We start from the raw sequence: 23,261 nt of genomic DNA, 5'->3' as shown, positions 1-23,261 counted from the left end.
TGGAAGGCTGGCAGGCCGGGGACGCGGTGACCGTGATGCCGCTGCGCTGGGACGACACCTGCCCCGCCTGCCGCGCCGGTCACCGACACGTCTGCCAGCACCTCGACTTCATCGGCATCGACTCCCCCGGCGCCATGCAGCAGCGCTGGACCGTCCCCGCCTCCACCCTCATCCGCCTCCCCGACGCCCTCGCACTGGACCGGGCCGCGCTCGTGGAACCCACCGCGGTCGCCGTCCACGACGTCGGCCGGGCACAGGTCACCGACGGCGAGAAGGTCGTCGTCGTCGGCGGCGGACCCGTCGGAGTACTCATCGCACTGGTCGCCCGGGCCGCCGGGGCCCAGGTCCGCGTGGTGGAGCTCAGCGCCCACCGACGCGCCCTGGCCGAGACACTGGGGCTGACCGTCTGGGATCCGGCCTCCGACGACATCGCCACCCTGGTCGGCACCTGGACCGCCGACGCCGGCGCGGACGTGGCATTCGAGGTGTCCGGCGCGGCCGGCGGCGTGGACACGGCCGTCGAGGTGCTCGGCGTACGGGGACGGCTGTGTCTGGTCGCCATCCACCCCCGGCCCCGCGAGGTGAACCTGCACCGCTTCTTCTGGCGCGAACTCACCCTCGTCGGCGCCCGCCTGTACGACCGCTCCGACTTCGAGAAGGCCGTCGCCCTCGTCGCGGACGGCACGATCCCCGCCGACCGGCTGATCAGCAAGGTCGTCCCCCTCACCCAGGCACCCGCCGCGTTCGAGGCGCTGGAGGGCGGCGGCGACGTGATGAAGATCCTCGTGGACTGTACCGACCACACCACCGACCACTCCGACGACACCCAGGGAACCACCGCATGAGCGCCTTCGACCTCACCGGGAAACTCGCCGTCGTCACCGGCGCCCGCCGCGGCATCGGCCGGGCCATGGCCCGCGCCCTCGCCGCCGCCGGAGCCGACATCATCGGAGTCAGCGCCAGCCTGGAGGAATCCGGCAGCGACATCGAGAAGGACGTCACCACCGCGGGCCGCACCTTCGAAGCCATCCGCACCGACTTCGCCGACCCGGACGCCGTGCGCGCCCTCGGCGCGCAACTGGCCGGACGCGAACGCCCCGTGGACATCCTCGTCAACAACGCGGGCACCATCCGCCGCGCCCCGGCCGCCGAACACAGCGACGCCGACTGGGAGTTGGTCCTCCAGGTCAACCTCACCGCCCAGTTCGCCCTCACCCGCGCCGTCGGCGCCACCATGGTCGCCCGCGGCCACGGAAAGATCATCTTCACCGCCTCCCTGCTCAGCTACCAGGGCGGCATCACCGTCCCCGGCTACACCGCCGCCAAACACGGCATCGCCGGACTCACCAAAGCCCTCGCCAACGAATGGGCACCGCACGGCGTCAACGTCAACGCCATCGCCCCCGGCTACATCGCCACCGACAACACCCAGGCCCTCCAGGACGACCCCGTCCGCAGCAAGGCCATCCTGGACCGCATCCCCGCCGGACGCTGGGGCACCGCCGACGACCTGGCCGGCGCCACCGTCTTCCTCGCCTCCGACGCCGCCGCCTACATCCACGGCACCACCCTGCCCGTCGACGGCGGATGGCTCGGCCGATGACCGGCACCGACCTCGCGGGTGTGCTCGACGGCTGCCGCATCATGCCGGTGCTGACCGTGCCCGACCCCGTCACGGCGGCCCCGCTCGCCGACGCGCTCGCTGCGGGCGGCGCACGGTGCGCGGAGGTCACCTTCCGCACGCCGGACGCGGCGCAGGTCCTGAAGACGATGGCCGCGCACGGTGGCCTGGTCGTCGGCGCCGGGACCGTGCTCACCGCCGAGCAGGCGGAACGGGCGGTGACGGCGGGCGCACGCTTCGTCGTCTCCCCCGGCTACGACGGGGACGTCATCGCGCGCTGCAGCGAACTGGGGGTGCCCGTCGTGCCCGGCATCGCCACCGCGACCGAGCTGATGCGCGCCCTCGCGGCGGGCCTCGACACCGTCAAGCTCTTCCCCGCGGAGCCGCTCGGCGGTGGCGCGCTGCTGCGGGCGCTGGCCGCGCCCTTCCCGGGGGTGCGTTTCGTGCCGACCGGCGGCATCGGCCTCGACCGGTTGTCCGACTATCTTGCCCATCCGGCGGTCCTCGCGGTCGGCGGCAGTTGGATGGCCACGCCGGGCCATCTGGAGCGCGGCGACTTCGCCGGGATCCGTCGACTGACCGCCGAGGCCGTGGAGAGGAGTGCCCGGTGATTGACGTGCTGGCCCTGGGTGAGGTGATGCTCCGCTTCGACCCGGGTGAGGGGCGCATCCGCACCACCCGCACCTTCCAGGTGTGGGAGGGCGGCGGCGAGTACAACGTCGTACGGGGTCTGCGCCGCTGCTTCGGGCTGCGTACGGCCGTCGTCACCGCCCTCGCCGACAACGCGGTGGGCCGGCTCGTCGAGGACCTCGTCCTCCAGGGCGGCGTCGACACCTCGCTGATCCGCTGGGTGCCCGACGACGGCATCGGCCGCACCGCCCGCAACGGCCTGAACTTCGTCGAGCGCGGCTACGGCATCCGCGGCGCCCTCGGCGTCAGCGACCGCGCGCACACCGCTGTCTCCCAGCTGCGCAAGGGCGACATCAACTGGGACGCGCTGTTCGCGTCGGGGCCCCGCTGGTTCCACACCGGGGGCATCTTCGCCGGTCTGTCCGACACCACCGTCGAGGTCGCCGACGAGGCCATGGCCGCCGCCCGCCGCCACGGCGTCACCGTCTCCTACGACCCCAACTACCGCCCCAGCCTATGGGCGGGCCGCGGCGGTGCCGACCGGGCCCGCGAGGTCGATCTGCGGCTCGCCCGGCACGCCGACGTGGTGGTGGGCGCCCTCGGTCTGGCCGGACCGTACCCCGGAGCGGTGCGGGTCGGCCCGGACGAGGTGCCCGACGCGCTCGCCGAGGTCGCCGGCCGGCTGCCGTCGGCGCGGGTACTGGCGACGACCCTGCGCGCGGTGCCGTCGGCGGGCGTGAACGACTGGTCCTCGGCGGCCTGGTCGCCGACCACCGGTTTTGTCGCGGGCCCCGACCTGCCCGGACTACAGGTCCTGGACCGCATCGGGTCCGGCGACGCGTTCGCCGCCGGTCTCATCCACGGGCTGCTCACCGGGGCCGGCCTGGAGCGCGCCCTCGCCTACGGCACGGCGCACGGGGCGCTCGCCATGACCACGCCGGGCGATGTCTCCATGGCGTCGCTCGCGGAGGTCGAGGCCCTCGTGGCCGGTGGCTCGGCCGCCGTCCGGCGCTGACCGGCGCCCCGTCCCCTCCGTAACCCCGCCCCCAGGAGCACGTCGTGCGCAAACGCAGGATCGCGAACACCTCCGTCGAGGTCACCGAGCTGGGCTTCGGTGCCTCCGTCATCGGCAACCTCTACCGGGTCACACCGGTCCAGGACGCGACGGCCGCCGTCGAGACCGCCCTGGACGCGGGCCTCCGCTACTTCGACACCGCGCCCCACTACGGGCTCGGACTGTCCGAGCGGCGCCTGGGCGCCGCTCTGCGGGGCCTGCCCCGTGAGCGATACGTCGTCTCCTCCAAGGTGGGCCGCCTCCTCGTGCCCAACGAGCGGCCGCGGGGCGTCGACAGCGAGGGGTTCGTCGTCCGGGACGACCTGCGCCGCGAATGGGACTTCAGCCGCGACGGCGTCCTGCGCTCCATCGACGCCACCCTGGAGCGGACCGGCCTCGACCGGCTCGACATCGTGTACCTCCACGACCCCGACGACCACTGGCGGCAGGCCGCCGACGAGGCCATGCCCGCCCTCGCCGACCTGCGCGACCAGGGAGTCGTCGGAGCGATCGGCGCCGGTATGAACCAGTCGGCCATGCTCGCCCGCTTCCTGCGCGAGACCGCCGCCGACGTCGTGATGCTCGCCGGCCGCTACACCCTCCTCGACCAGTCCGCCCTCGACGACGTCCTGCCCGCGGCCGTCGACCACGGCAGGAGCGTGGTCGCCGTCGGCGTGTTCAATTCGGGTCTGCTGTCACGGGACCGCCCGGCCCCCGGCATGAAGTACGACTACGCGGACGCCCCGCCGCACCTCGTCGCCCGGGCGCGGGAGATCGCCGAGGTCTGCGAGCACCATGGGACGACCCTGCCCGCCGCCGCGATCGCCTTCCCCTTCAGCCATCCCAGTATCATCAACGTCACCCTGGGAATGAGGAACGAGGAGCAGGTCAGGCGGAACGTGGACCTGTACCGTCGGCGGGTGCCCGAGGACCTCTGGGACGACCTTCGCACCAGGGGACTGATCAGACCGGACGTACCCACGCGGAACAGCGCGGAGCACACTCCGGAGACGGAAGGGGTGGGCGTTGTCTCTGACGGACCGGGCCATTGAGCAGATCCGCGAGCTGATCCGCACCGGCGCGCTGCCTCCGGGCTCGAAGCTGCCACCGGAACCGGAGCTGGCCGCGCAGCTGGGACTGTCGCGCAACCTGGCGCGCGAGGCCGTCAAGGCGCTCGCCGTCGCCCGTGTCCTGGAGGTGCGGCGGGGCGACGGCACCTATGTGACCAGCCTCCAGCCCAGTCTGCTGCTCGAAGGTCTCGGCGGCGCGGTGGAGCTGCTACAGGGCGACACGGTGGCGTTGCTGGACCTCATGGAGGTGCGCCGGCTCCTCGAACCGGTCGCGACCTCCCTCGCCGCCACCCGGATCACCGACGAGCAACTGGCGGAGGTGAAGCGGCATCTGGACGCCATGCGCGCGGCGCGCGACGACGTCGAGCAGTTGAACGTGCACGACGCGGCGTTCCACCGCGCCGTCGTCGCGGCCACGGGCAACGAGACGCTGCTCACCCTGCTGGAGGGCATCTCGGGCCGTACGCTGCGGGCCCGTATCTGGCGCGGTCTGGTGGACGACCAGGCCTCGGGGCGCACCCTCGCGGAACACGAGGCGATCTTCGACGCCCTGTCGTCGCGTGACGCCGTGCTCACGCACGCCGCCGCGCTGATGCACGTGAACCACACCGAGCGGTGGCTGCGCGACCACCTCAGGAACGCCGACTCCCTGGAGGACGGCCCGCAGGGGCCCCGCGTCCACGGCTGAGGCCGAAAGCCCACGCTCCGCCGTCCCGTCCGGGCCGGGCCCCCGACGGCGCGGACGGCACTCGGGGGCGCACTGTCGGCACTCGGGGCCACACCGTCCACTCGTCGAACGCGGCGTGGGCCGATTCCGGGTCCGCCGAGGTCAGCCCGTCGACGACCACTCGACAATCGAACAGTTTCCAGCCAAAGACTTGATATGCCCCTGACATAGGCGGCTCACATCTGTCACTCTGTGCCCACTCCGTCTCACGACGGAGCACGCGCACCCGCAACGCAGCTCTCCCTGCACCACCCGGCGCCCCATCCGTGCACCGGGTCCTTCGTACGGCCGTTCGTCCAACGTCGGCCGCAGCAAAGGAGTTCGCGTGAGATCCACCCCCCACAGACGTACCACGGCCATGGCCACGCTCGTCGTCGCGGCGGCGATGCTCGCGGTGGCGGTACCGGGCGGCTCGGCCAGTGCCCGCGGCGACGGCGGCGAAGGCACCGCCCGTCCCGCGGCCGCGAAGCCCGACCGCGGGTCCCTGCCCGCGAAGTTGAGCCCCGCTCAGCGCAAGACCCTCATCCGGAAGGCCGAGAAGGCCACGGACAGCACCGCCGACCGCCTGGACCTGGGCGGCAAGGAGGAGCTGCGGGTCCGTGACGTCGTCAAGGACGCCGACGGCACCCTGCACACCCGCTACGAGCGCACCTACGCCGGACTTCCCGTCCTCGGCGGCGACCTCGTCGTCCACGCGTCGAAGTCCGGCGCGGTCGAGAGCGTCACCCGGTCCTACAAGCCCCGGCTGAAGGTCTCCGACCTCAGCGCCGCGGTCAGCAAGGCCACGGCGGAGAAGCAGGCGCTCAAGGCGGCCAAGGACGAGGGCTCGGCCAAGACCGAGGCGGACAGCGTCCGCAAGGTCGTCTGGGCCGCGAAGGGCACGCCGACCCTCGCCTACGAGACCGTCGTCAGCGGGTTCCAGCACGACGACACCCCGAGCGAGCTGCACGTCATCACCGACGCGCAGACCGGCAAGAAGCTGTTCGAGTACGAGGGTGTGCACACCGGTACGGGCAACACCCGCTACAGCGGCACGGTCACCCTCGGCACGAGCCAGTCGGGCTCGTCGTACACGCTGACCGACGCCGACCGGGGCAACCACCGCACGTACAACCTCAACCGCGGCTCGTCCGGCACCGGCACCCTGTTCAGCGGCTCCGACGACATCTGGGGCGACGGGACCACCGGCAACCTGGAGACGGCCGGCGCGGACGCCCACTACGGCGCGGCGCTGACCTGGGACTACTACAAGAACGTGCACGGCAGGAACGGGCTGCGCAACGACGGTGTCGCCCCGTACAGCCGGGTCCACTACGGCAGCAACTACGTCAACGCGTTCTGGCAGGACGCCTGCTTCTGCATGACGTACGGCGACGGGTCGGGCAACGCCAACCCGCTCACCTCGATCGACGTGGCCGCGCACGAGATGACGCACGGTCTCACCTCGGTCACCGCCAACCTCAACTACAGCGGTGAGTCGGGCGGGTTGAACGAGGCGACCTCCGACATCTTCGCCGCCGCCGTCGAGTTCGCCGCGGGCAACCCCGAGGACGTCGGGGACTACCTGGTCGGCGAGAAGATCAACATCAACGGCAACGGCACGCCGCTGCGGTACATGGACAAGCCCAGCAAGGACGGCTCCTCGCGCGACTACTGGTCCTCCTCGCTCGGCTCCATCGACGTCCACTACTCCTCCGGACCGGCCAACCACTGGTTCTACCTGGCCTCCGAGGGCAGCGGCGCCAAGGTCGTCAACGGGGTCTCCTACGACTCCCCGACGTTCGACAACCTGCCGGTGACGCCGATAGGCCGCGAGGCCGCCGAGAAGATCTGGTTCCGGGCGCTCACCACGTACATGACGTCCACGACCAACTACGCGGGCGCCCGCACCGCCACCCTGCAGGCCGCCGCCGACCTGTACGGGCTCGGCTCGGTGACCTACAACAACACCGCCAACGCCTGGGCCGCGATCAACGTCGGTGCCCGGATCCTCGACGGTGTGACCGTCGTCCCGCCGGCGGCCCAGTACTCGCTGGTCGGTCAGACCGTCACGCTGGACGTCCAGGCGTCCTCCACCAACCCCGGCGCCCTGTCGTACGCGGCGACCGGTCTGCCGGACGGGCTGTCCATCGACGCCTCCACGGGCCGGATCTCGGGTGCGCCGACCACGGCCGGCAACTCGACGCCGACCATCACGGTGACGGACGCCGCCGGCGAGACCGGTACGGCGAGCTTCGCCTGGCGGGTGGACGAGGAGGGCAACCAGTCGGTCTTCGAGAACACCGCCGACTACCAGATCCCCGACAACTCCACCGTCGAGTCGCCGATCAACGTCAACCGGGCGGGGGCCGCGTCCAACCCGCTCACCGTGGACGTGAACATCGTCCACACCTGGCGCGGTGACCTGGTCATCGACCTCGTCGCCCCGGACGGCACGGCGTACCGGCTGAAGAACTCCGCGCCCTCCGACTCGGCGGACAACGTGATCGAGACGTACACGGTGGACGCGTCCTCCGAGACCGCCGCGGGCACCTGGAAGCTGCGCGTCCAGGACGTGGCGAGCCTCGACACCGGTTACATCAACAGCTGGAAGCTGACCTTCTGACAGAGCGGCACCTCGCTCTGCGACAGATCGGTCAGGCGGTCGGTCCCTGCTTCACGGGGGCCGGCCGCTCCGCCGTCTCCCCCTCCGCGTCGATGTGCGGCAGCACGCGGTCCAGCCACCGCGGCGTCCACCAGGCGTGACTGCCGAGCAGGGTCATCACCGCGGGGACCATCAGCAGGCGGATGACCGTCGCGTCGATCAGGACGCTCACGGCGAGGCCGAGACCGAGCATCTTCACCACGATGTTGTCGCTCACGATGAACGCGGCGAACACGCTGACCATGATGAGCGCGGCGCAGGTGATGACGCGCGCGGTGATCTCCAGGGCGTGGGCGACGGAGGCGCGGGCGTCCCCGGTGCGCTGCCAGGCCTCGTGGACACGGGAGAGGAGGAAGATCTCGTAGTCCATGCTGAGGCCGAAGATGATGGCGAACATCATCATCGGAACGTAGCTCTCGATGGGCACCTTGCCGTTGACGCCGAGGGCCGGGCCGCCCCAGCCCCACTGGAAGACGGCGACGACCACGCCGTACGAGGCCCCGATGGACAGGACGTTGAGGACCGCCGCCTTCAGCGCGACGAGCGGGCCGCGGAAGACGGCGAGGATGATCAGGAAGGCGAGGGCGACGACCACGGCGATGATGACGGCCAGTCGGCTCGCCACGATGTCGCGGAAGTCGACCTGCGACGCGGTGGTGCCGGTGACATAGCCCTTGGCCTTGGTGCCGGAGACCGCGCCGGGCAGGGTGTCGTCGACGAGGTGGTTCACCAGGTCCGTGGTGTCGGCGCTCTGCGGGGACTGGGTGGAGTAGACCGTGCCGACCAGGACGTCCCCGTCCTGGGTGGGGGTCAGCGGCGTGACCGCGTACGCGCCCTTCACGTCGTCGAGGTCCTTCTGCACGGTGCTCTGCAGGGACTGCCGGTCGGAGGACGGGACGGACGTCTGGTCGACGACGACGGTCAGAGGCCCGTTGGAGCCGGGCCCGAAGGCGTCGGTCATCAGGTCGTAGGCGCGCCGGTCGGTGAAGGAGGTGGGGTCGGCGCCGTCACCGATGTGGCCGAGCTGCATGGAGAAGACGGGGATCGCGAGGACCGCCACGGTCACCACACCGGCCGACAGGAACCACCAGGGGTGGTGCTCCACGCGCTGGGCGTAGCGGTGCCAGGTCCCGGTGATCTCGTCGCCCTCCTGGACGCCGGTCTCCGCGACGGGACGGCGCACGTGGTAGCGGTCGATGCGTCGGCCGATGAGGCCGAGCAGGGCCGGGAGCAGGGTGAGGGCGCCGGCGATCGCGGAGACGACGGTCGTCGCGGCGGCGAGCCCCAGCTTGCCGATGAAGCTCACTCCGGACGCGTACAGCCCGGCGAGGGCGACGATCACCGTGCAGCCGGAGACGAGGACGGCGTGGCCGCTGGTCGCGGCGGCACGGCCGGCGGCCCGCACCGGGTCCGCGCCGTCCATGAGGGCCTGCCGGTGACGGGTGATCAGGAACAGGGCGTAGTCGATGCCGACGCCGATACCGATCATGGTGGCCAGGGTCGGGGAGACGGTGGCGAAGGTGAACGCGGCGGCCAGCAGACCGAGGCAGGCCAGACCGCCGACCACGCTGAGCAGCGCGGTCACCAGGGGCAGACCGGCCGCGATGACACTGCCGAAGCCGATCAGCAGGACGACGATCGCCACGCCGAAGCCGATGAGTTCGCTGACCCGGTCGTCGGGGGCGGGCCGGGCCAGTTCGCCGAGCGGACCGCCGTACTCGACCTCGGCGCCCGCCGACCGCAGCGGCTGCACCGCACTGTCGACACCGTCGAGGTAGCTGTCCTGGAGGGTCGACGGCTGTACGTCGAAGCGGATGGTGATGTACGCGGTCTTCTGGTCCGAGGACAGCGGGCCGACATTCGGCTGCTTCGCCTGGTCGGACTGGCTCGACTGGTCGGACTGGTCCGACGACTGTGAGGAGGCCGTGGTGAGCGGGTTCTGCACCGAGAGCACATGCGACAGTTTCTGCAGGTCGCCGACCGTGTCGGACATCTGGGAGCCGAGTTGGGTCAGCGGCTTGTCCTTGTCGTGGACGACGATCTGGCTGCTGTAGCCGCCGGCCTGGGGATCGTGCGCCTTCAGGACGTTCAGCCCCTTCTGGGACTGCACGCCTGGCAGGGAAAAGTTGTCGGAGTAGTCGCCGCCGAACGAGCGGTTGAGGACCTGGAGGGCCGCGAGCACCACCAGCCAGGCGACGATCACGATCACGAAGTGCCGGGCGCACCACTCGCCGAGTCCGCGCAGCCCGCCGGTGCCGCTCCTGCCGCCGCCCTTGCCGTGGGAACGCCGTGCGCTCATCTCTCTCCCTGGGGACGATCTTCGACCCTCATTAGACGGCCCTCATGGCACCCCGGCATCTCGTGCGCCGCCGGCCCCCCGGATGGCGGCCCCGGCTTGACAGGCGGACGATGGGGAGGTGGGACGGAACGGAAGGAGCCGCCATGCTGGAGATCAAGACGGTCGAGAAGCCGGACGAACGCCGGGACTTCCCGCGGGGGCACCTCGAAGCCGTCCACCTCACGGGGCTCGACTTCGCCGTGGGTGTCTTCGAACCGGGATGGCGCTGGTCGGAGTCGGTCGCACCGATCGCGGGCACGGACAGCTGCGAGGTCCACCACAACGGCTACATCGCGCAGGGGCGCATGCACATCCGCATGGACGACGGCGGTGAGGGCGAACTGGGACCGGGCGACGTCTTCGTCTGCCCGCCGGGCCACGACGCGTGGGTCGTGGGCGACGAGCAGTGCGTCGTCTACGACTTCGCCGGGCAGATGGCCAAGGACTACGCCAAGGCCGCCGGTGACTGATCCGGATGAGGGTGAGAGGGAAAGGAGGCGGGGGCGTTCGCGCCCCCGCCTCCGCCGTGTTCCGCCGTCGCCGCGCTACACCCCGTCGATCTCCTTGAGGTTCTCCAGCGTCGCGGTGGTGTCGGTCTTGAGCCAGTCGGTGACCTCCGCCACCTCGGGAAGGCTGGCCGCGTCGTCGTCGTAGGACGACGCGTACGCGCTCCAGCTCATCTCGTACGTCACCCAGCCGTCGCGCACCGCGAGCGTCGCCGAGCGGCTGCCGCTGCTGTCGCCGCCGGAGGTGGTGTCCTCCGTGACCAGGTAGGCCTCGTCGCCGAAGCCGCTGACCTTCTCCACCTCGTAGTCGTCGTAGCGCTGGTCGTACTCGGCCCAGCGGGCGGTGAACTCGGGGCCGGGGTCGGTCTTCTTGTGCAGCTCCAGCTCCACGGAGAAGTACGCGTCGGAGAGGGTGGAGGTCGAGGACTTCTTCAGGGAGAGGCTGCAGTAGCTCTGGTCGAGGGCCTCGTGCTCCAGGGACTGGTTCACGGGGCTCGAGTCCTCCTCCGGGTACTCGTCGTCGAACGAGGAGTGCTCCACCTCCCGGCAGAGCTCGGACTTGGCCTCGTATCCGCGCAGGTCGGCCTCGTCGTCGCGGCCGAGGAGGAAGACGCCTCCGGCCCACGCGGCGGAGGCCAGCACCGCGCCCAGCACGGCCCAGAGCACGGCGCGTCCGGCGCCGCCCGAGCCGGGGGCGGCGGGGGCCGTGGGGTAGCCGGCGGGCGGGTAGCCGCCGGGCTGCGGCTGCCCGTAGGGGTGGTGCTGCGTGGGCAGGGAGGCGGCCGGGGGGCCGAATCCGGCGGGCGCCTGGGGGTTGGGGTACGGGTAGGCGCTCGGCGACGCCGGGAGCTGGGCCTGGGTCGGCGTCTGCGGCTGAGCGGCCGGCTGGGGCTGCGCGGGGTGCGCCGGACCGGGCTGTCCGGGCGGGCCGGGCGGGGTCGCGGACGGCTGGTCCTGCGGCTGGGCCGGGGCACCCTCGGGACGTTCGGTCATCGGCTTCTCCTCATTTCGGGGGTAGGGGGTGCTCCGGACGGGGGCGCCGGCCGTCGTCCTGGGGCGGTTGTCGGGGCCCGGTGCTTTCATGGGAGTCATGACCAGCGCGAGTGTCGTTGTGGAGCGGCGGGTCACCGCCTCCCAGGGGCGGGTGTGGGAGGCCCTGACGGACCTCGCCGGCATGGAGCGGATGCTGAGCGGCGTCGTCAGGGTGGAAGTCCTCACCGGCGGGGTGTTCGGGGTGGGCACGCGGTGGCGGGAGACCCGTCGCATGTTCGGCAAGGACGCCACGGAAGAGATGGGCGTGACCGTCAGTGAACCGCCCGAGCGCTATGTGGTGGAGGCCGAGTCCCATGGTTCCCACTACGTCTCCGAGTGGGAGCTCAGGCCCGACGGCCCCGCGTCGACGACCATCCGGATGACGTTCACGGCGGTGCCGACGAGTGCCGTCTCCGGTCTGCTGGCCAAGGTGCTGGGCGGGGTCGGTGCCCGCGCGGTGCGCAGGGCCATCGCGAAGGACCTCGACGACGTGGCCGGGTGGCTGGAGGGCCGCAGGGGCTGAGTCCGCCCCGGCCGGCCGTCCGGTCTGCCACCCGACCGCGCTCGTCGTCTCACGAGTTGATGCCGAGACCCGTCGTCACGTAGGCGCACTCGGTGTAGATGTAGCCCGACTGCAGCTTGGCGGTGTCCGAGGCGGGGCTGGAGGAGGTGCCGCCCTTCGGCTTGTGCAGGAAGTACGTGGTGCCGACGGGGAGGGTGATCGTGCGCTGCGGGTACTTCTTGCCGCCGCTGCACGGCTTGAAGTTGGGGTCGAGGGTGCGGCTCCAGTCGTAGCTGGTGCAGCCGCCGCAGCCCTTCAGGGTGAAGGTGCCGGTGACCGGGCCGGTGTACAGGACCTGGACCTCGTCGGGGCTGTCGTTCTTGACCGTGACGGTGATGCTGCCGCCCGTTCGGGTCGTGGGCAGCTTCTTGCCCGCCGCGGGCACCTCCTGCGCGATCTCGGCGGCTATGGCGATCTTCTTGGCGCGGGGCGCGTTCTTGTGCTTCTTGTTGGCCTTGACGAAGTCGTTCATCGAGGTGACCGCGTCGGCGAACTCGCCGTCCTCGTACTGGGACACGCCGCAGGTGTAGACGCCGGTGGAGGCGGACCGGTCGGCGCGGGCGGCGTCGTCGGCGAGGGCCTTGTCGACGCCTGCCTTCTCGCCGGGCAGGCCCTTGACCTGGAGGCTGAGGGACTCCAGCTGCTGCACGGCGTTGCACGGGTCGTCGCCGCCGACGGCCTTGATCGCCTTGTCGACGGCCGTCTTGACGTCGGGCTCGACCTTCGCCGCCTGCTCGGAGTCGGGGAACTCGTTCAGCAGGTCGCGGAAGTGGTCGGTCCAGTCGCCCGTGCCGCTCGCGAGGGTGCCGGAGGCGCACTCGTACAGGGACGTCGCGAGCCGGTCGTCGGGCCAGGTGGCCAGGGAGCCGAGGTCCTTCTTGCTCAGGGTCTGCGGGACCGTGCGCAGGTACTCGAGCGGGGCGATGGCGTCGCAGTACTCCTGCTCCTCGTAGGGCGCGCCGACCGTGGTGTAGAACGTCTTCAGCCGGTCCGGGACCTTCTCGGCCGCCCGCGAGTCGGGGTGGTCGGTGCTGAGGTCGTCGTAGGCGCTCAGGGCCCTGCGGTACTCGGACTGGGTGGTGCTGAAGGACTCGCCGGAGGCCTTGCGCACGAGGTCGTCGGCGGTGTCGAGGCGGTCCAGGAGCATCTGCTCGGTGGCCTCGTCCCGCGCGCTCTCGTACAGCAGGGAGCCGACGACGGGGACACCGAGGAGCAGGACGCCGAGCGCGATCGCGAGCGGGGATTGCGCGGGCCACACCAGCCGGTTGCGCAGGCCGACCAGGGCTCCGTGGACGGCCGTGAGGACGAGGAACAGACCGTAGACGACGAGGGTCGTGCCGGACACGCCGTCGGGGTCGGCCGGGAGCACCGTGAAGAGCAGGATGCCGGTGGCCACCCAGCACAGCAGCGTCAGCAGGGGCCGGCGCACGAGGGCGTAACCGAGGCCGAGACCGCTGAGGTTGAGCAGTCCCACGCCGATGGCGCGCCAGGGGTCGGCCGGGCCGGGCGGCGGCGCGGACGGCATCGGTGGCACCACATAGCTGTGGCTCCAGCCGTCCTGGTCTCTCGTTCCGTATGGCCCGTACTGGTCTCCGGACATGTCGGATCCCCCCGTCAACTACACCCGCATGCCTACGAATTGTCAGTGTACGGCTGAAACCATATGGCGCGACAGCCGATTCCGGTCGCGCGGCGAAGATCGATGACCTTTCGTGACCATCGGCGCGGCAACCCTCCGGGGTGATCGCCCGTCGCGGGCCGCGTCAGCCCGGTTGCCTGCCGGAGCGCTCCGGGAGCGGGCCGCCGAGCGGTGTCGCCACGGGGTCGGGCACCCGGCGGGCGGGGGCGGCGTGGACGACGGCCACGGTCGCCGCCGCGCCGGTCAGGAGGGCGCCGCAGGCCAGGAGGGCCCACAGGGGGGCCGTCGCGTCGAAGGGGGCGCGTCCGGCGTAGGCGGTCGCGGTGACGGCGCTCAGGACGGCGGCGTAACCGGCGGCCGCGGCCGCGACGACGGCGCCCGCCGTACGGGGCCGCAGGGCACCCGCGTCGCACACGATGGCGATGAGGGCGAGCAGTTGGAGGCCGTGCAGCCCTGTGGCGTGGGCCAGTTTGGCGCTGCCCGCCGCCCCGAACAGCACCTCCCTCGGAACCTGCCCCGTCTCGTCGAACGCGGCCTCGCCGAGGGCGGCCATGTCGCTGCCGATGTAGCCCGCGACCAGTACGGCGGCCAGGCCGACGACCGCCGCGACGCGGGAAGCCGGGCTGCCGTCGAACCGTACGAGGACGGCGACGAGGAGCCACACCAGGCCGAGGATCAGCGGCAGGATCAGGGTGCCGATCACGGACCAGACCGCCGCGTCGGTGTCGGTGGCCTGGTTGAAGTGGGAGGCGACGCCGCGCCAGCGCTGGGCCGTGATGAGCGCGGTCTCGGCGACGGAGGTCCCGACGACGAGGCCCGCGGGGACCCGCACCCACCAGCGGGCGGGCAGCCCGCGCAGGATCCACACCACCGACCACACCAGCACGCCGAAGGACACCCCGAACGCCACCGGCTTGCGCCACGACACCGGCCCCCACCACGGGCTGCCGTCCACGACCGCCACCAGACCGTGCAGGACACCGGAGGTCAACAGCACGGTTCCGCACCACCACAGCAGCCGCTGGAGACGGTCCACCGGCCGCACGGCACGCCATATCTCCCCCGCCAGGACGCCACCTGCGTTCATCCCTTCCCCCTCCCCCTCGGGCCGGCCCCGACCGTAGGGCGGTGGCGGGGAGCGGGGCGTCCCCCTGTGGGGGTGCGGGGGTGTACCCCCGTGGGGGTACACGGGGCAGGCGGGTGGATGGCCGCCGGATCAGCGGAGGTCGGTGGCCTGGCCGTCGCCGCGCTCCATCAGGCCCGAGCGGTAGGCGAGGACGACGGCCTGGGCGCGGTCACGGGCGCCGATCTTGTGCAGGATGCGTCTGACATGGGTCTTCGCGGTCGACTCGGCGATGTTCAGCCGGTCTGCGAGTTCGGCGTTCGACAGCCCTTCGGCGATCAGCCGCAGGACCTGTGCCTCGCGGGCGGTGAGGTGACGCAGCCGGGCGCGGTCCGCGGCGGCCGTGCCGGGGCGGGCTCCGGCTACCCCGCCCGCGCTGCTGCTGTCGCTCCCGCTGTTGCCGTCGCCGTCGCCGTCGCCGTCGCCGTCGAGTACGAAGCGTTCGACCAGGGCGCGGGTCACCGACGGGTCGAGCAGGGTGTCACCGGCGGCCACCGTGCGGACGGCGTCGATGAGCCGCTCGGGGGCGGTGCGCTTGAGCAGGAAGCCGCTGGCGCCCGCGCGCAGGGCCCGCCATACGTAGGCGTCGTCGGGGAAGGTCGTCAGGACGAGGATCCGGGTCGCCAGCCCGGCGTCGACGATCCGCCCGGTGGCCTGGATGCCGTCGATCCCGGGCATCCGCACGTCCATGAGGACGACGTCCGGGGCCAGGGCGCGGCAGAGTTCCACGGCACGCAGACCGTCCCCGGCCTCCCCCACGACCTCGATGCCGGGGGCGGTACCGAGGATCACCGCGACACCGGTCCGCAACAGCGCGTCGTCGTCGGCCAGGAGCACCCGTACCGTCATGGCAGCGGCAGCTCGACGCTCAGGGTGAAGCCGCCGCCGTCGGCCGGGCCGTGCGAGACGGATCCGCCGAAGGCGACGGCCCGTTCGGTGATGCCCCGCAGTCCTCGGCCCGGCCGGTACCCCGGGTCGGGGCCCTCGCCGCCGTCCACGATCCGTACGAGGACCGCCCTCCCGGACCGGTCCGACCGCACCGATGGCTCCGACGGCTCCGTGCGGACGGTCACCTCGGCGGAGCGGGCGTGGCCGTGGCGCAGGGCGTTGGTGAGGGCCTCCTGGACGATCCGATGGACCGACAGCCGTATCGCACGGGGCAGGGTGCCGGTCTCCGGCTCGATGTGGAGGCGTATGTCCATGCCGGCGTCGGCCAGCGGGCGGATCAGCCGGGCGAGGTCGGCGGGGTCCGGGTTCGGCGGGCAGGGAAGGGCGTCGGCCCCGGCACCGGACTCGGCTCCCGGCTCGGCGTCCGTCGTTGCGCCGGGCTCGGCGTCCTCGGCATCCTCGTCGTCCTCGGCGCGCAGGAGGCCGAGGAGGTGGTCGAGTTCGGTGAGGGCGTCACGGCCGGTGCGCTCGACGCTCAGCAGCAGCTCACGGGTGCGGGCCGGGTCGGTGTCGAGGACCAGGCGTCCGGCGCCCGCCTGCACGAGCATCGCGTTGAGCGAGTGGCCCAGGACGTCGTGGACCTCGCGCGCGATGCGGACCCGTTCGGCGACGACGGCCTCGCGCCGCAGCAGCTCCGCCATCTCCTCGCGCCGACGGGCCGTGGCGCGGCCCGCCCCCCACACCAGCAGCCAGACGCACACCACCGCGACCGGGGTCACGGACGAGTCGTCCTTCGGGGCGAAGTAGGCGAGGACGCCCGGCGCGCCGAGCAGGGCCCGGAAGGGGGTCGCGTACAGGCCCAGGGAGTACACACCGATCAGGTTCGCGACCGGGGTCAGCGGGCCGGGCCCCACCCACAGGGCCTCGGCGGCGAGACCGGCCGAGCCCAGCGCGTAGGCGGTCAGCGGGGCACGGCGGCGGAGGGCCACACCGGCGGCGATCACCGCGCTCAGCGCGAGCACGGCGGCGAGGGGGGCGTCGGTCTCCCTCTCCGCGCCCAGCCTCACCGCCGTCATGGCCACCAACAGCACGGCTGCCGCCGCCATGTCGCCCGGCGGCGGCAGCCGCCGGGCCCACCCCTCCGCCATGATCCGCCTCGACCGTCATCCGATTCGGGATCAACTCCCGTTCAAATTAACAAGGTTGGCGGGACTTGGGGACTGTGTACGGATGGCGGAGGGGTGGCGGTACGTCAGCGGCTCCGCGGCTTCATCGGATGTCTCCGCGCCGTACACGGCGGAGCAGGACGACACCGCAGAGCGCGAGGACACCGCCGAGGGCGGCCGGCCACATCTCGGCACCGGTGTCGGCGAGGTCGCCCGCGGCCGACTGGGAGCCCGTGGATCCCTCGGAACCCTGGGAGCCGGCCTGGCCCGCGCCCGCCGCCGAGGGGATGTTCCCGGCCGGGGTCTGGTCGGCGGCCTCGTCGTCCTTGCCGTCGCCCCCGCCCTGACCGGCGTCCTTGTCACGCCCGCGCTGGGTCGCCTTGGGCGAGGCGAAGGTCTTGGGCGTGTCGGCCTTGTCCGTGGGCTCGCCCGCGGCGCCGTCCTCGCCCTGGTTCTGCTCCTGCCCCTTGTCCTGACCCTGGTTCTGGCCGTCCTGGTCGCCCGGCTGCTCCTGGCCCTGGTCCTGGTCCTGACCTTGGTCCTGGCCACCGCCCTGGTCCTGGCCACCGTCCTGGTTCTGGTCGCCGCCGTCGCCCTGGTCGCCGCCGGGCTGCTCCTGATCCTGACCCTGGTCGCCGCCGCCGTCGCCGCCTTGGTCACCACCGTTGCCCTGGTCGCCACCGTTGCCCTGGTCGCCACCGCCACCGTCGCCCTGGTCGCCGCCGAGGTCCGCCGCGTCGCACTCGCGGCCCTCGTTGATGCAGTCGACCATCTCGCGCATCAGGCCCTCGTCGAAGACGTTGATGAAGTCGCCGTGGTCGGTGATCGGCTTGTGGACCTGCTCGGGGAAGGAGTCCACCGCGAACAGCGGGCTCGTACGGCCGCCGTCCTGGAGGCTCGGCGCGTCGACGTCGTACACGATGCGCTGCACGAGCTGGGGAATGGCCTTGAAACCGCCGGGGCAGCTGCCGTCGGCGGCGGCGAAGGCCACGTGCGTGCGGTGGTTGGCGCTGTCGATGTTGCGGCCGTCCCAGCAGCTCTGGAACTTGAAGGTGCGCACGACGTCGCTGCCGTCGGGGCAGAGCGGGTACTTGTCCTTCAGCTGCCGGTCCTCGAACCCGGTGCAGCTCCATGAGGCGTTGGCGTTGGCCGGGCCGTTGACGAACGCCTTGGCGTCACCGGTGATGATGCGCAGCAGCCGCGGCATCTCGGCGACCTCGCCCTGCGGGCTGCCCACGAAGGTCATGGTGACCTGCTTGGGGGTCACGATCTCACCGGCGTTGCCCTCGATGCCGCCGCCGGGCGAGTTGGCGTCCTGCTCGACGGTGCCGTTCTGCAGACGCAGCACCGGCCAGAAGTAGGACGACTTGTCGTCCTGGTTCTCGCAGCTGGTCTCGGCTGCCGCGAGGTCCTCGTCGCTGGCGAAGGCGTTGTTGGCCTGGTTGCCGACGTAGTCGTGGAAGTGGTGGGCGCCGTTGCTGACGCCGGGGGCGACGATGACGTTGTCCGAGTTGAACACACCGTTCGCGTTCACCCCGCAGGCGGTGGTGAAGGAGCCGCGGGAGGCGTTCTGCCCCTGGACCCCGCCCCGACCGCCCGGCTGGACCGAGGTGATGTCGGCGAAGTCCGCGGCCACCGGGCCGTTGCCGGCCTGACCACCGTTGCCCTGCTGGCCTTGCTGGCCTTGCTGGCCCTCCTGACCGTCCTGGCCCTGCTGGTCACCCTGGTCCTGGCCGGCGCCGTCGCCGTTCTGGTCGCCGCCGTTCTGGTCGCCCCCGTTGTCGTTGCCGGTCTCGCGCAACGTGCAGGAGGCGAGCGAGTCGAGCCCCTCGGGGCGGTCCCCTACGCGGTCGATGGCGATCGCGATGCGCTCGATCGTCGCGGCCCGCTTCTCCTTCAGCGGGTTCATGATGGCGTTCTCCGCGAACCCGCCGTCCTGCTGCTGGGCCTGCGCGGAGTTCTGCAGCCGCTGGTACGCCTCGGCTATCTGCCGGTCGAGCGCGGCGAGTTCGTTGTCCACGTCCCCCCGCGCGCCCTCGGGCACGTCGGTCAGCTCACTGCCGACATCCGGGCAGTCGATGGTCGCGGCAGCGGAGTTGGCCCACTGGCCGGACTCCTCGCCACCGCCGTCCTCGGTGGCCGACGCGTAGACGTTCGCGGCCACGAGCCCGCCTCCGCCCAAGATCAGCGCGATCGCGGCGGAGGTCGCGCGCCGTGCTCCTGTCGGGCGTCTGCGCCTGGTGGTGCGTCCCACGGTGACTCCTACAACGTCGTGGTCGGTCCGGGCATATAAAACCCCGGCCTTATACGGAGCCGGAGGCCGGGGTGTTCAAGCGACTCACGGATTCACAGGAAACTCATGGGAATCGGCATGTCGGAGGCGTTCGCGGCCCCCTGGGACGCCTTCCCGGGCGTACGGGCGGCGGTACCGCCTGTCACAGGGCGTGACCCCCTCTCGCCTCCGGGCGCGGGGCAGTGTAGACATGGGCACATGGTCCGTCTCCTGGGTCGATCCCGTGCTCAGTCGACCCGCCGCCCCCATGGTCAACGCGAGCAGGGCCGGGACGACGGCGCCCGGCGCGTACCGCACGGATCCGCCGCCGGTGACCAAGGATCCCGCTGGCGGCCTCTGGCGGGGCTGCGGTCGGCGCTGAGCGGGCGCAGTGTCGCCGGGCAGGTGTTCCTGCTGCAAGTCGTGATCGTGCTGGTGCTGGTCGTGTCGGCGGTGGTGGCGCTGGTCCTCCAGGTACGGCACGACAGCACCAAGGAAGCCAAGAACCGTTCGCTCGCCGTCGCCGAGACGTTCGCCAACGCCCCGGGCACCCGGGAGGCGCTGAGTTCCAGCGACCCGACGGCGGTGCTCCAGCCGAGGGCGGAGGCCGCGCGGATCCAGTCCGGGGTGGACTTCGTCGTGGTGATGAACACCGACGGGATCCGCTACACCCACCCGAAGCCGGACCGTATCGGCAAGCAGTTCGTCGGCACTCTCGAACCGGCGTTGAAGGGCGAGTCCTTCACCGAGGAGATCACCGGGACGCTGGGGCCGCTCGTCCAGGCCGTCGTGCCGGTCAAGGACCCGGACGGGAAGGTCGTGGGCCTGGTCTCGGCCGGAATCACGACCGAGAAGGTGGGTGGGGTCGCCGAGCAGCAACTGCCACTCGTGCTGGCCGCGGCGGCCGCCGCGCTCGCCCTCGCCACGGCGGGCACGGCGCTGGTCAGCAAGCGGCTGCTGCGGCAGACCCATGGCCTCGGCCCCTCCGAGATGACCCGCATGTACGAGCACCACGACGCCGTGCTGCACGCCGTGCGGGAGGGCGTGATGATCGTCGGCGGCGGGGGCCGGCTGCTCCTCGCCAACGACGAGGCACACCGCCTGCTGGACCTGCCCGAGAACGCCGAGGGGCAGGACGTCTCGGCCCTGGGCCTGGAGGCGCCCATGGCGGATCTGCTGGCCTCGGGGCGGATCGCCAACGACGAGGTGCATCTGGTGGGCGACCGGCTGCTCGCGGTCAACCAGCGGCCCACCGATCTCCAGGGCGAGCCGACGGGCAGTGTCGCCACGCTCCGGGACTCCACCGAGCTGCGCGCCCTGTCGGGCCGGGCGGAGTCCGCGCGGGGCCGTCTGAAGCTGCTGTACGACGCCGGGGTGGGCGTCGGCACCAGCCTGGACGTGACCCGTACCGCCGAGGAGCTGGCCGAGGTGGCCGTCCCCCGGTTCGCGGACTTCGTGACGGTGGACCTGGCCCCCGAGGCCCTCAGCGGTCAGGAACCGGAGACGGTCACCACCCTGCGGCGCACGGCGCTCAGCGGGATCCGCAAGGACGCCCCCCTGTACAAGGTGGGCGAGAAGATCGACCTGGTCGCGTCCTCCCCGCAGGCCCTGAGCATCGAGAGCGGCCGTTCGATCCTGGAGGCCGACCTCAGCAGGTCGCCCGGCTGGCAGGCGCAGGACCTGGAGCGGTCGGCGCAGGTCGTCGAGTACGGCATCCACTCGCTCATCACCGTGCCGCTGCGCGTGGGCCCGCTGGTGATGGGCGTCGCCAGCTTCTGGCGCTCCCAGAAGCCGGAGCCGTTCGACCAGGAGGAGCTGGCCCTCGCCGAGGAGCTGGTCGCCCGGGCGGCGGTCTCCATCGACAACGCGCGGCGCTACACCCGCGAGCACACCATGGCCGTGACGTTGCAGCGGAGCCTGCTGCCGCGCAGCCTGCCCGAGCAGAGCGCGCTGGAGGTCGCCTACCGGTATCTGCCCGCGCAGGCCGGGGTGGGCGGCGACTGGTTCGACGTACTGCCGCTGTCGGGCAGCCGGGTCGCGGTCGTCGTCGGTGACGTCGTCGGGCACGGGCTGCACGCGGCGGCCACGATGGGGCGGCTGCGGACCGCCGTGCACAACTTCTCCGCGCTGGACCTGCCGCCCGACGAAATCCTCGGGCTGCTCGACGAGATGGTCAGCCGCATCGACCAGGACGAGGCGGAGGACGGCTCGGCGCCAATCACGGGCGCCACCTGTCTGTACGCGATCTACGACCCGGTGTCGCGGTGCTGCACCGTCGCCCGGGCCGGTCACCCGCCGCTCGCGGTGGCCCGGCCCGACGGCCGGGTCGACTTCCCGGACGTGCCGGCCGGTCCGCCGCTCGGGCTCGGCGGTCTGCCGTTCGAGACGGCCGAACTGGACCTCGCCGAAGGAAGCCGGCTGGTGCTGTACACCGACGGGCTGGTCGAGGACCGGGGCCGGGACATCGACGACGGTCTGGAGCTGCTGCGCACCGCGCTGACCGGCGCCGACACCTCGCCGCAGGGCACGTGCCGGGCCGTGCTCGACGCGCTGCCGCCGAGCCGGGCGAGCGACGACATCGCGCTGATCGTCGCCCGGACGCGGGCGCTGGACGCCGGCCGGGTCGTCGAGTGGGAGGTGCCCGCCGAGCCGGCGGCCGTCGGCCGGTGCCGCGCGGACGCCACCCGGAAGTTGACGGAATGGGGGCTGGACGACCTGGTGTTCACCACGGAGCTGATCCTCAGCGAGTTGGTCACCAACGCCATCCGGTACGGCAGCGGGCCCATCCGCGTGCGGCTGATCCACGACCGCAACCTGATCTGCGAGGTCACGGACAGCAGTCACACCTCCCCGCACCTGCGGTACGCGGCGACGACCGACGAGGGCGGACGCGGCCTCTATCTCATCGCCCAGCTCACCCAGCGCTGGGGCACCCGCTACTCCCCCACCGGCAAGACCATCTGGACCGAGCAGGCACTGCCCTGAGGCACAGGGGCACCGGGGCACCGGGGCACCGGGCGGTCGGGGGCACGGATCACATCGCGTCGAGGAGAGACAACGGCATGCGTATCGGACTGCTCGGAACAGGCCCGTGGGCGGAGATGGCGTACGCCCCCGCGCTGGGCGCGCACACGGAGCTGGACTTCGCCGGGGTGTGGGGCCGGCGCCCGGAGGCGGCCAAGGCGCTCGCCGACCGGCACGGCGGGCTGTCGGTGTACGAGGACGTGGACGCGCTGTTCGCCGATGTGGACGCGGTCGCCGTCGCCCTGCCGCCGTCGGTCCAGGCGCCGCTGGCGGTGCGGGCCGCGCGGGCGGGCTGTCATCTGCTGCTCGACAAGCCGCTCGCCACGGACGTCGCCGAGGGGCGGGCCGTCGTCGAGGCCGTCGAGCGGGCCGGGGTGGCCTCGGTGGTCTTCTTCACCGCCCGCTTCCAGACCGCGATCGAGGCGTGGATCACCGAACAGGCCGACACCGGCGGCTGGTTCACGGGCCGCGCGGAGTGGCTGGGCTCGCTGTTCGACGGCGACAGCGACAGTCCGTTCGCGGCGTCGCCGTGGCGGCGGGAGAAGGGCGCCCTGTGGGACGTGGGCCCGCACGCCCTGTCGGTGCTGCTGCCCGTGCTCGGGGACGTGGAGGAGGTCACCGCCGTGCGCGGGGCGAAGGACACGGTTCACCTCGTCCTCGCCCACGCCGGTGAAGCGTCGAGCACGGTGACGCTCAGTCTGTCCGCGCCGCCCGCGGCCTCGGGGGCGACCGCCGAGTTCCGGGGCCGGGCCGGGGCGACCGTCCTGCCCTCGTCGGATGAGGACGGTGTCGTACCTGCTCTGGTGCGGGCCGGTGACGCCCTGCTGGCCGCGGCGCGTGGCGGCCGGCCGCATCCGTGCGACGCCGCGTTCGGTCTGCGGGTGACGGAGGTACTGGCCGCCGCCGAGGGGCAGTTGACCCCCTGAGGGAGCCTCACTCACCGGCCGTGTTCGGGTTTACGTTCG

The 23,261-nt window shown here is 72.2% G+C and carries 18 protein-coding genes; 11 read left to right on the top strand and 7 right to left on the bottom strand.

Features of this window, described 5'->3' with window-relative positions; genetic code table 11:
- The 7 genes from M8J73_RS04415 to M8J73_RS04385 form a co-directional block, all read left to right on the top strand.
- Positions 1-845, top strand: an 845-nt coding sequence (locus M8J73_RS04415; protein ID WP_249828268.1) for a zinc-dependent alcohol dehydrogenase, incomplete at its 5' end; no start/stop codon positions are given.
- Entirely contained in the window at positions 842-1,603 is a 762-nt protein-coding gene (locus M8J73_RS04410) for an SDR family oxidoreductase (protein ID WP_249828267.1), read from the top strand. The genes M8J73_RS04415 and M8J73_RS04410, both read left to right, overlap by 4 nt.
- The gene (locus M8J73_RS04405; RefSeq protein ID WP_055542049.1) at positions 1,600-2,232 is read left to right on the top strand and encodes a bifunctional 4-hydroxy-2-oxoglutarate aldolase/2-dehydro-3-deoxy-phosphogluconate aldolase; all 633 of its coding nucleotides are present in this window, start codon (positions 1,600-1,602) and stop codon (positions 2,230-2,232) included. Before M8J73_RS04410 ends, M8J73_RS04405 begins: the two co-directional genes overlap by 4 nt.
- Entirely contained in the window at positions 2,229-3,266 is a 1,038-nt protein-coding gene (locus M8J73_RS04400; RefSeq protein ID WP_055542050.1) for a sugar kinase, read from the top strand. The genes M8J73_RS04405 and M8J73_RS04400 overlap by 4 nt, the downstream gene beginning before the upstream one ends.
- A gap of 44 nt (positions 3,267-3,310) precedes the next feature.
- Entirely contained in the window at positions 3,311-4,357 is a 1,047-nt protein-coding gene (locus M8J73_RS04395; RefSeq protein WP_055542051.1) for an aldo/keto reductase, read from the top strand.
- A complete protein-coding gene (locus M8J73_RS04390) occupies positions 4,332-5,063 on the top strand; it encodes a FadR/GntR family transcriptional regulator (protein WP_055542052.1) in 732 nt (243 codons plus the stop codon). The genes M8J73_RS04395 and M8J73_RS04390 overlap by 26 nt, the downstream gene beginning before the upstream one ends.
- A 364-nt stretch (positions 5,064-5,427) precedes the next feature.
- Positions 5,428-7,707 (top strand): M4 family metallopeptidase, encoded by a 2,280-nt coding sequence (locus M8J73_RS04385; protein WP_372503892.1) that lies wholly within the window; start codon positions 5,428-5,430, stop codon positions 7,705-7,707.
- 31 nt (positions 7,708-7,738) lie between these two features.
- Here M8J73_RS04385 and M8J73_RS04380 read toward each other — a convergent pair whose 3' ends face one another.
- Positions 7,739-10,045, bottom strand: a complete 2,307-nt coding sequence (locus M8J73_RS04380; RefSeq protein WP_055541632.1) for an MMPL family transporter — start codon at positions 10,043-10,045, stop codon at positions 7,739-7,741.
- 143 nt (positions 10,046-10,188) lie between these two features.
- On the opposite strand from M8J73_RS04380, the gene M8J73_RS04375 reads away from it, so the two are divergent.
- Positions 10,189-10,554 (top strand): cupin domain-containing protein, encoded by a 366-nt coding sequence (locus M8J73_RS04375; protein WP_055541631.1) that lies wholly within the window; start codon positions 10,189-10,191, stop codon positions 10,552-10,554.
- 75 nt (positions 10,555-10,629) lie between these two features.
- Here M8J73_RS04375 and M8J73_RS04370 read toward each other — a convergent pair whose 3' ends face one another.
- Positions 10,630-11,583, bottom strand: a complete 954-nt coding sequence (locus M8J73_RS04370; protein WP_249828266.1) for a DUF2339 domain-containing protein — start codon at positions 11,581-11,583, stop codon at positions 10,630-10,632.
- A gap of 97 nt (positions 11,584-11,680) precedes the next feature.
- On the opposite strand from M8J73_RS04370, the gene M8J73_RS04365 reads away from it, so the two are divergent.
- The gene (locus tag M8J73_RS04365; RefSeq protein WP_249828265.1) at positions 11,681-12,145 is read left to right on the top strand and encodes an SRPBCC family protein; all 465 of its coding nucleotides are present in this window, start codon (positions 11,681-11,683) and stop codon (positions 12,143-12,145) included.
- Between the two features lie 49 nt (positions 12,146-12,194).
- Here M8J73_RS04365 and M8J73_RS04360 read toward each other — a convergent pair whose 3' ends face one another.
- The 5 genes from M8J73_RS04360 to M8J73_RS04340 form a co-directional block, all read right to left on the bottom strand.
- Positions 12,195-13,784 (bottom strand): hypothetical protein, encoded by a 1,590-nt coding sequence (locus M8J73_RS04360; protein ID WP_372503891.1) that lies wholly within the window; start codon positions 13,782-13,784, stop codon positions 12,195-12,197.
- 163 nt (positions 13,785-13,947) lie between these two features.
- The gene (locus tag M8J73_RS04355) at positions 13,948-14,910 is read right to left on the bottom strand and encodes a hypothetical protein (protein ID WP_249828264.1); all 963 of its coding nucleotides are present in this window, start codon (positions 14,908-14,910) and stop codon (positions 13,948-13,950) included.
- Between the two features lie 129 nt (positions 14,911-15,039).
- The gene (locus M8J73_RS04350; RefSeq protein ID WP_249828263.1) at positions 15,040-15,795 is read right to left on the bottom strand and encodes a response regulator; all 756 of its coding nucleotides are present in this window, start codon (positions 15,793-15,795) and stop codon (positions 15,040-15,042) included.
- The gene (locus M8J73_RS04345; protein ID WP_055538685.1) at positions 15,792-16,982 is read right to left on the bottom strand and encodes a sensor histidine kinase; all 1,191 of its coding nucleotides are present in this window, start codon (positions 16,980-16,982) and stop codon (positions 15,792-15,794) included. Before M8J73_RS04345 ends, M8J73_RS04350 begins: the two co-directional genes overlap by 4 nt.
- Positions 16,983-17,103: 121 nt before the next feature.
- Positions 17,104-19,164 (bottom strand): DUF1996 domain-containing protein, encoded by a 2,061-nt coding sequence (locus tag M8J73_RS04340; RefSeq protein WP_055538684.1) that lies wholly within the window; start codon positions 19,162-19,164, stop codon positions 17,104-17,106.
- Positions 19,165-19,491: 327 nt separating this feature from the next.
- On the opposite strand from M8J73_RS04340, the gene M8J73_RS04335 reads away from it, so the two are divergent.
- The gene (locus tag M8J73_RS04335; RefSeq protein WP_249828262.1) at positions 19,492-22,257 is read left to right on the top strand and encodes a SpoIIE family protein phosphatase; all 2,766 of its coding nucleotides are present in this window, start codon (positions 19,492-19,494) and stop codon (positions 22,255-22,257) included.
- 77 nt (positions 22,258-22,334) lie between these two features.
- A complete protein-coding gene (locus M8J73_RS04330; RefSeq protein WP_055543087.1) occupies positions 22,335-23,222 on the top strand; it encodes a Gfo/Idh/MocA family protein in 888 nt (295 codons plus the stop codon).
- The last annotated feature ends 39 nt before the right edge of the window (positions 23,223-23,261 follow it).

The sequence above is a fragment of the Streptomyces neyagawaensis genome (genome assembly GCF_023516595.1).
GTDB classification, from domain to species: Bacteria; Actinomycetota; Actinomycetes; order Streptomycetales; family Streptomycetaceae; genus Streptomyces; species Streptomyces neyagawaensis.
The sequence above is the reverse complement of the archived record's forward strand: the minus strand, read 5'-3'. Positions and strand labels throughout refer to the sequence as shown.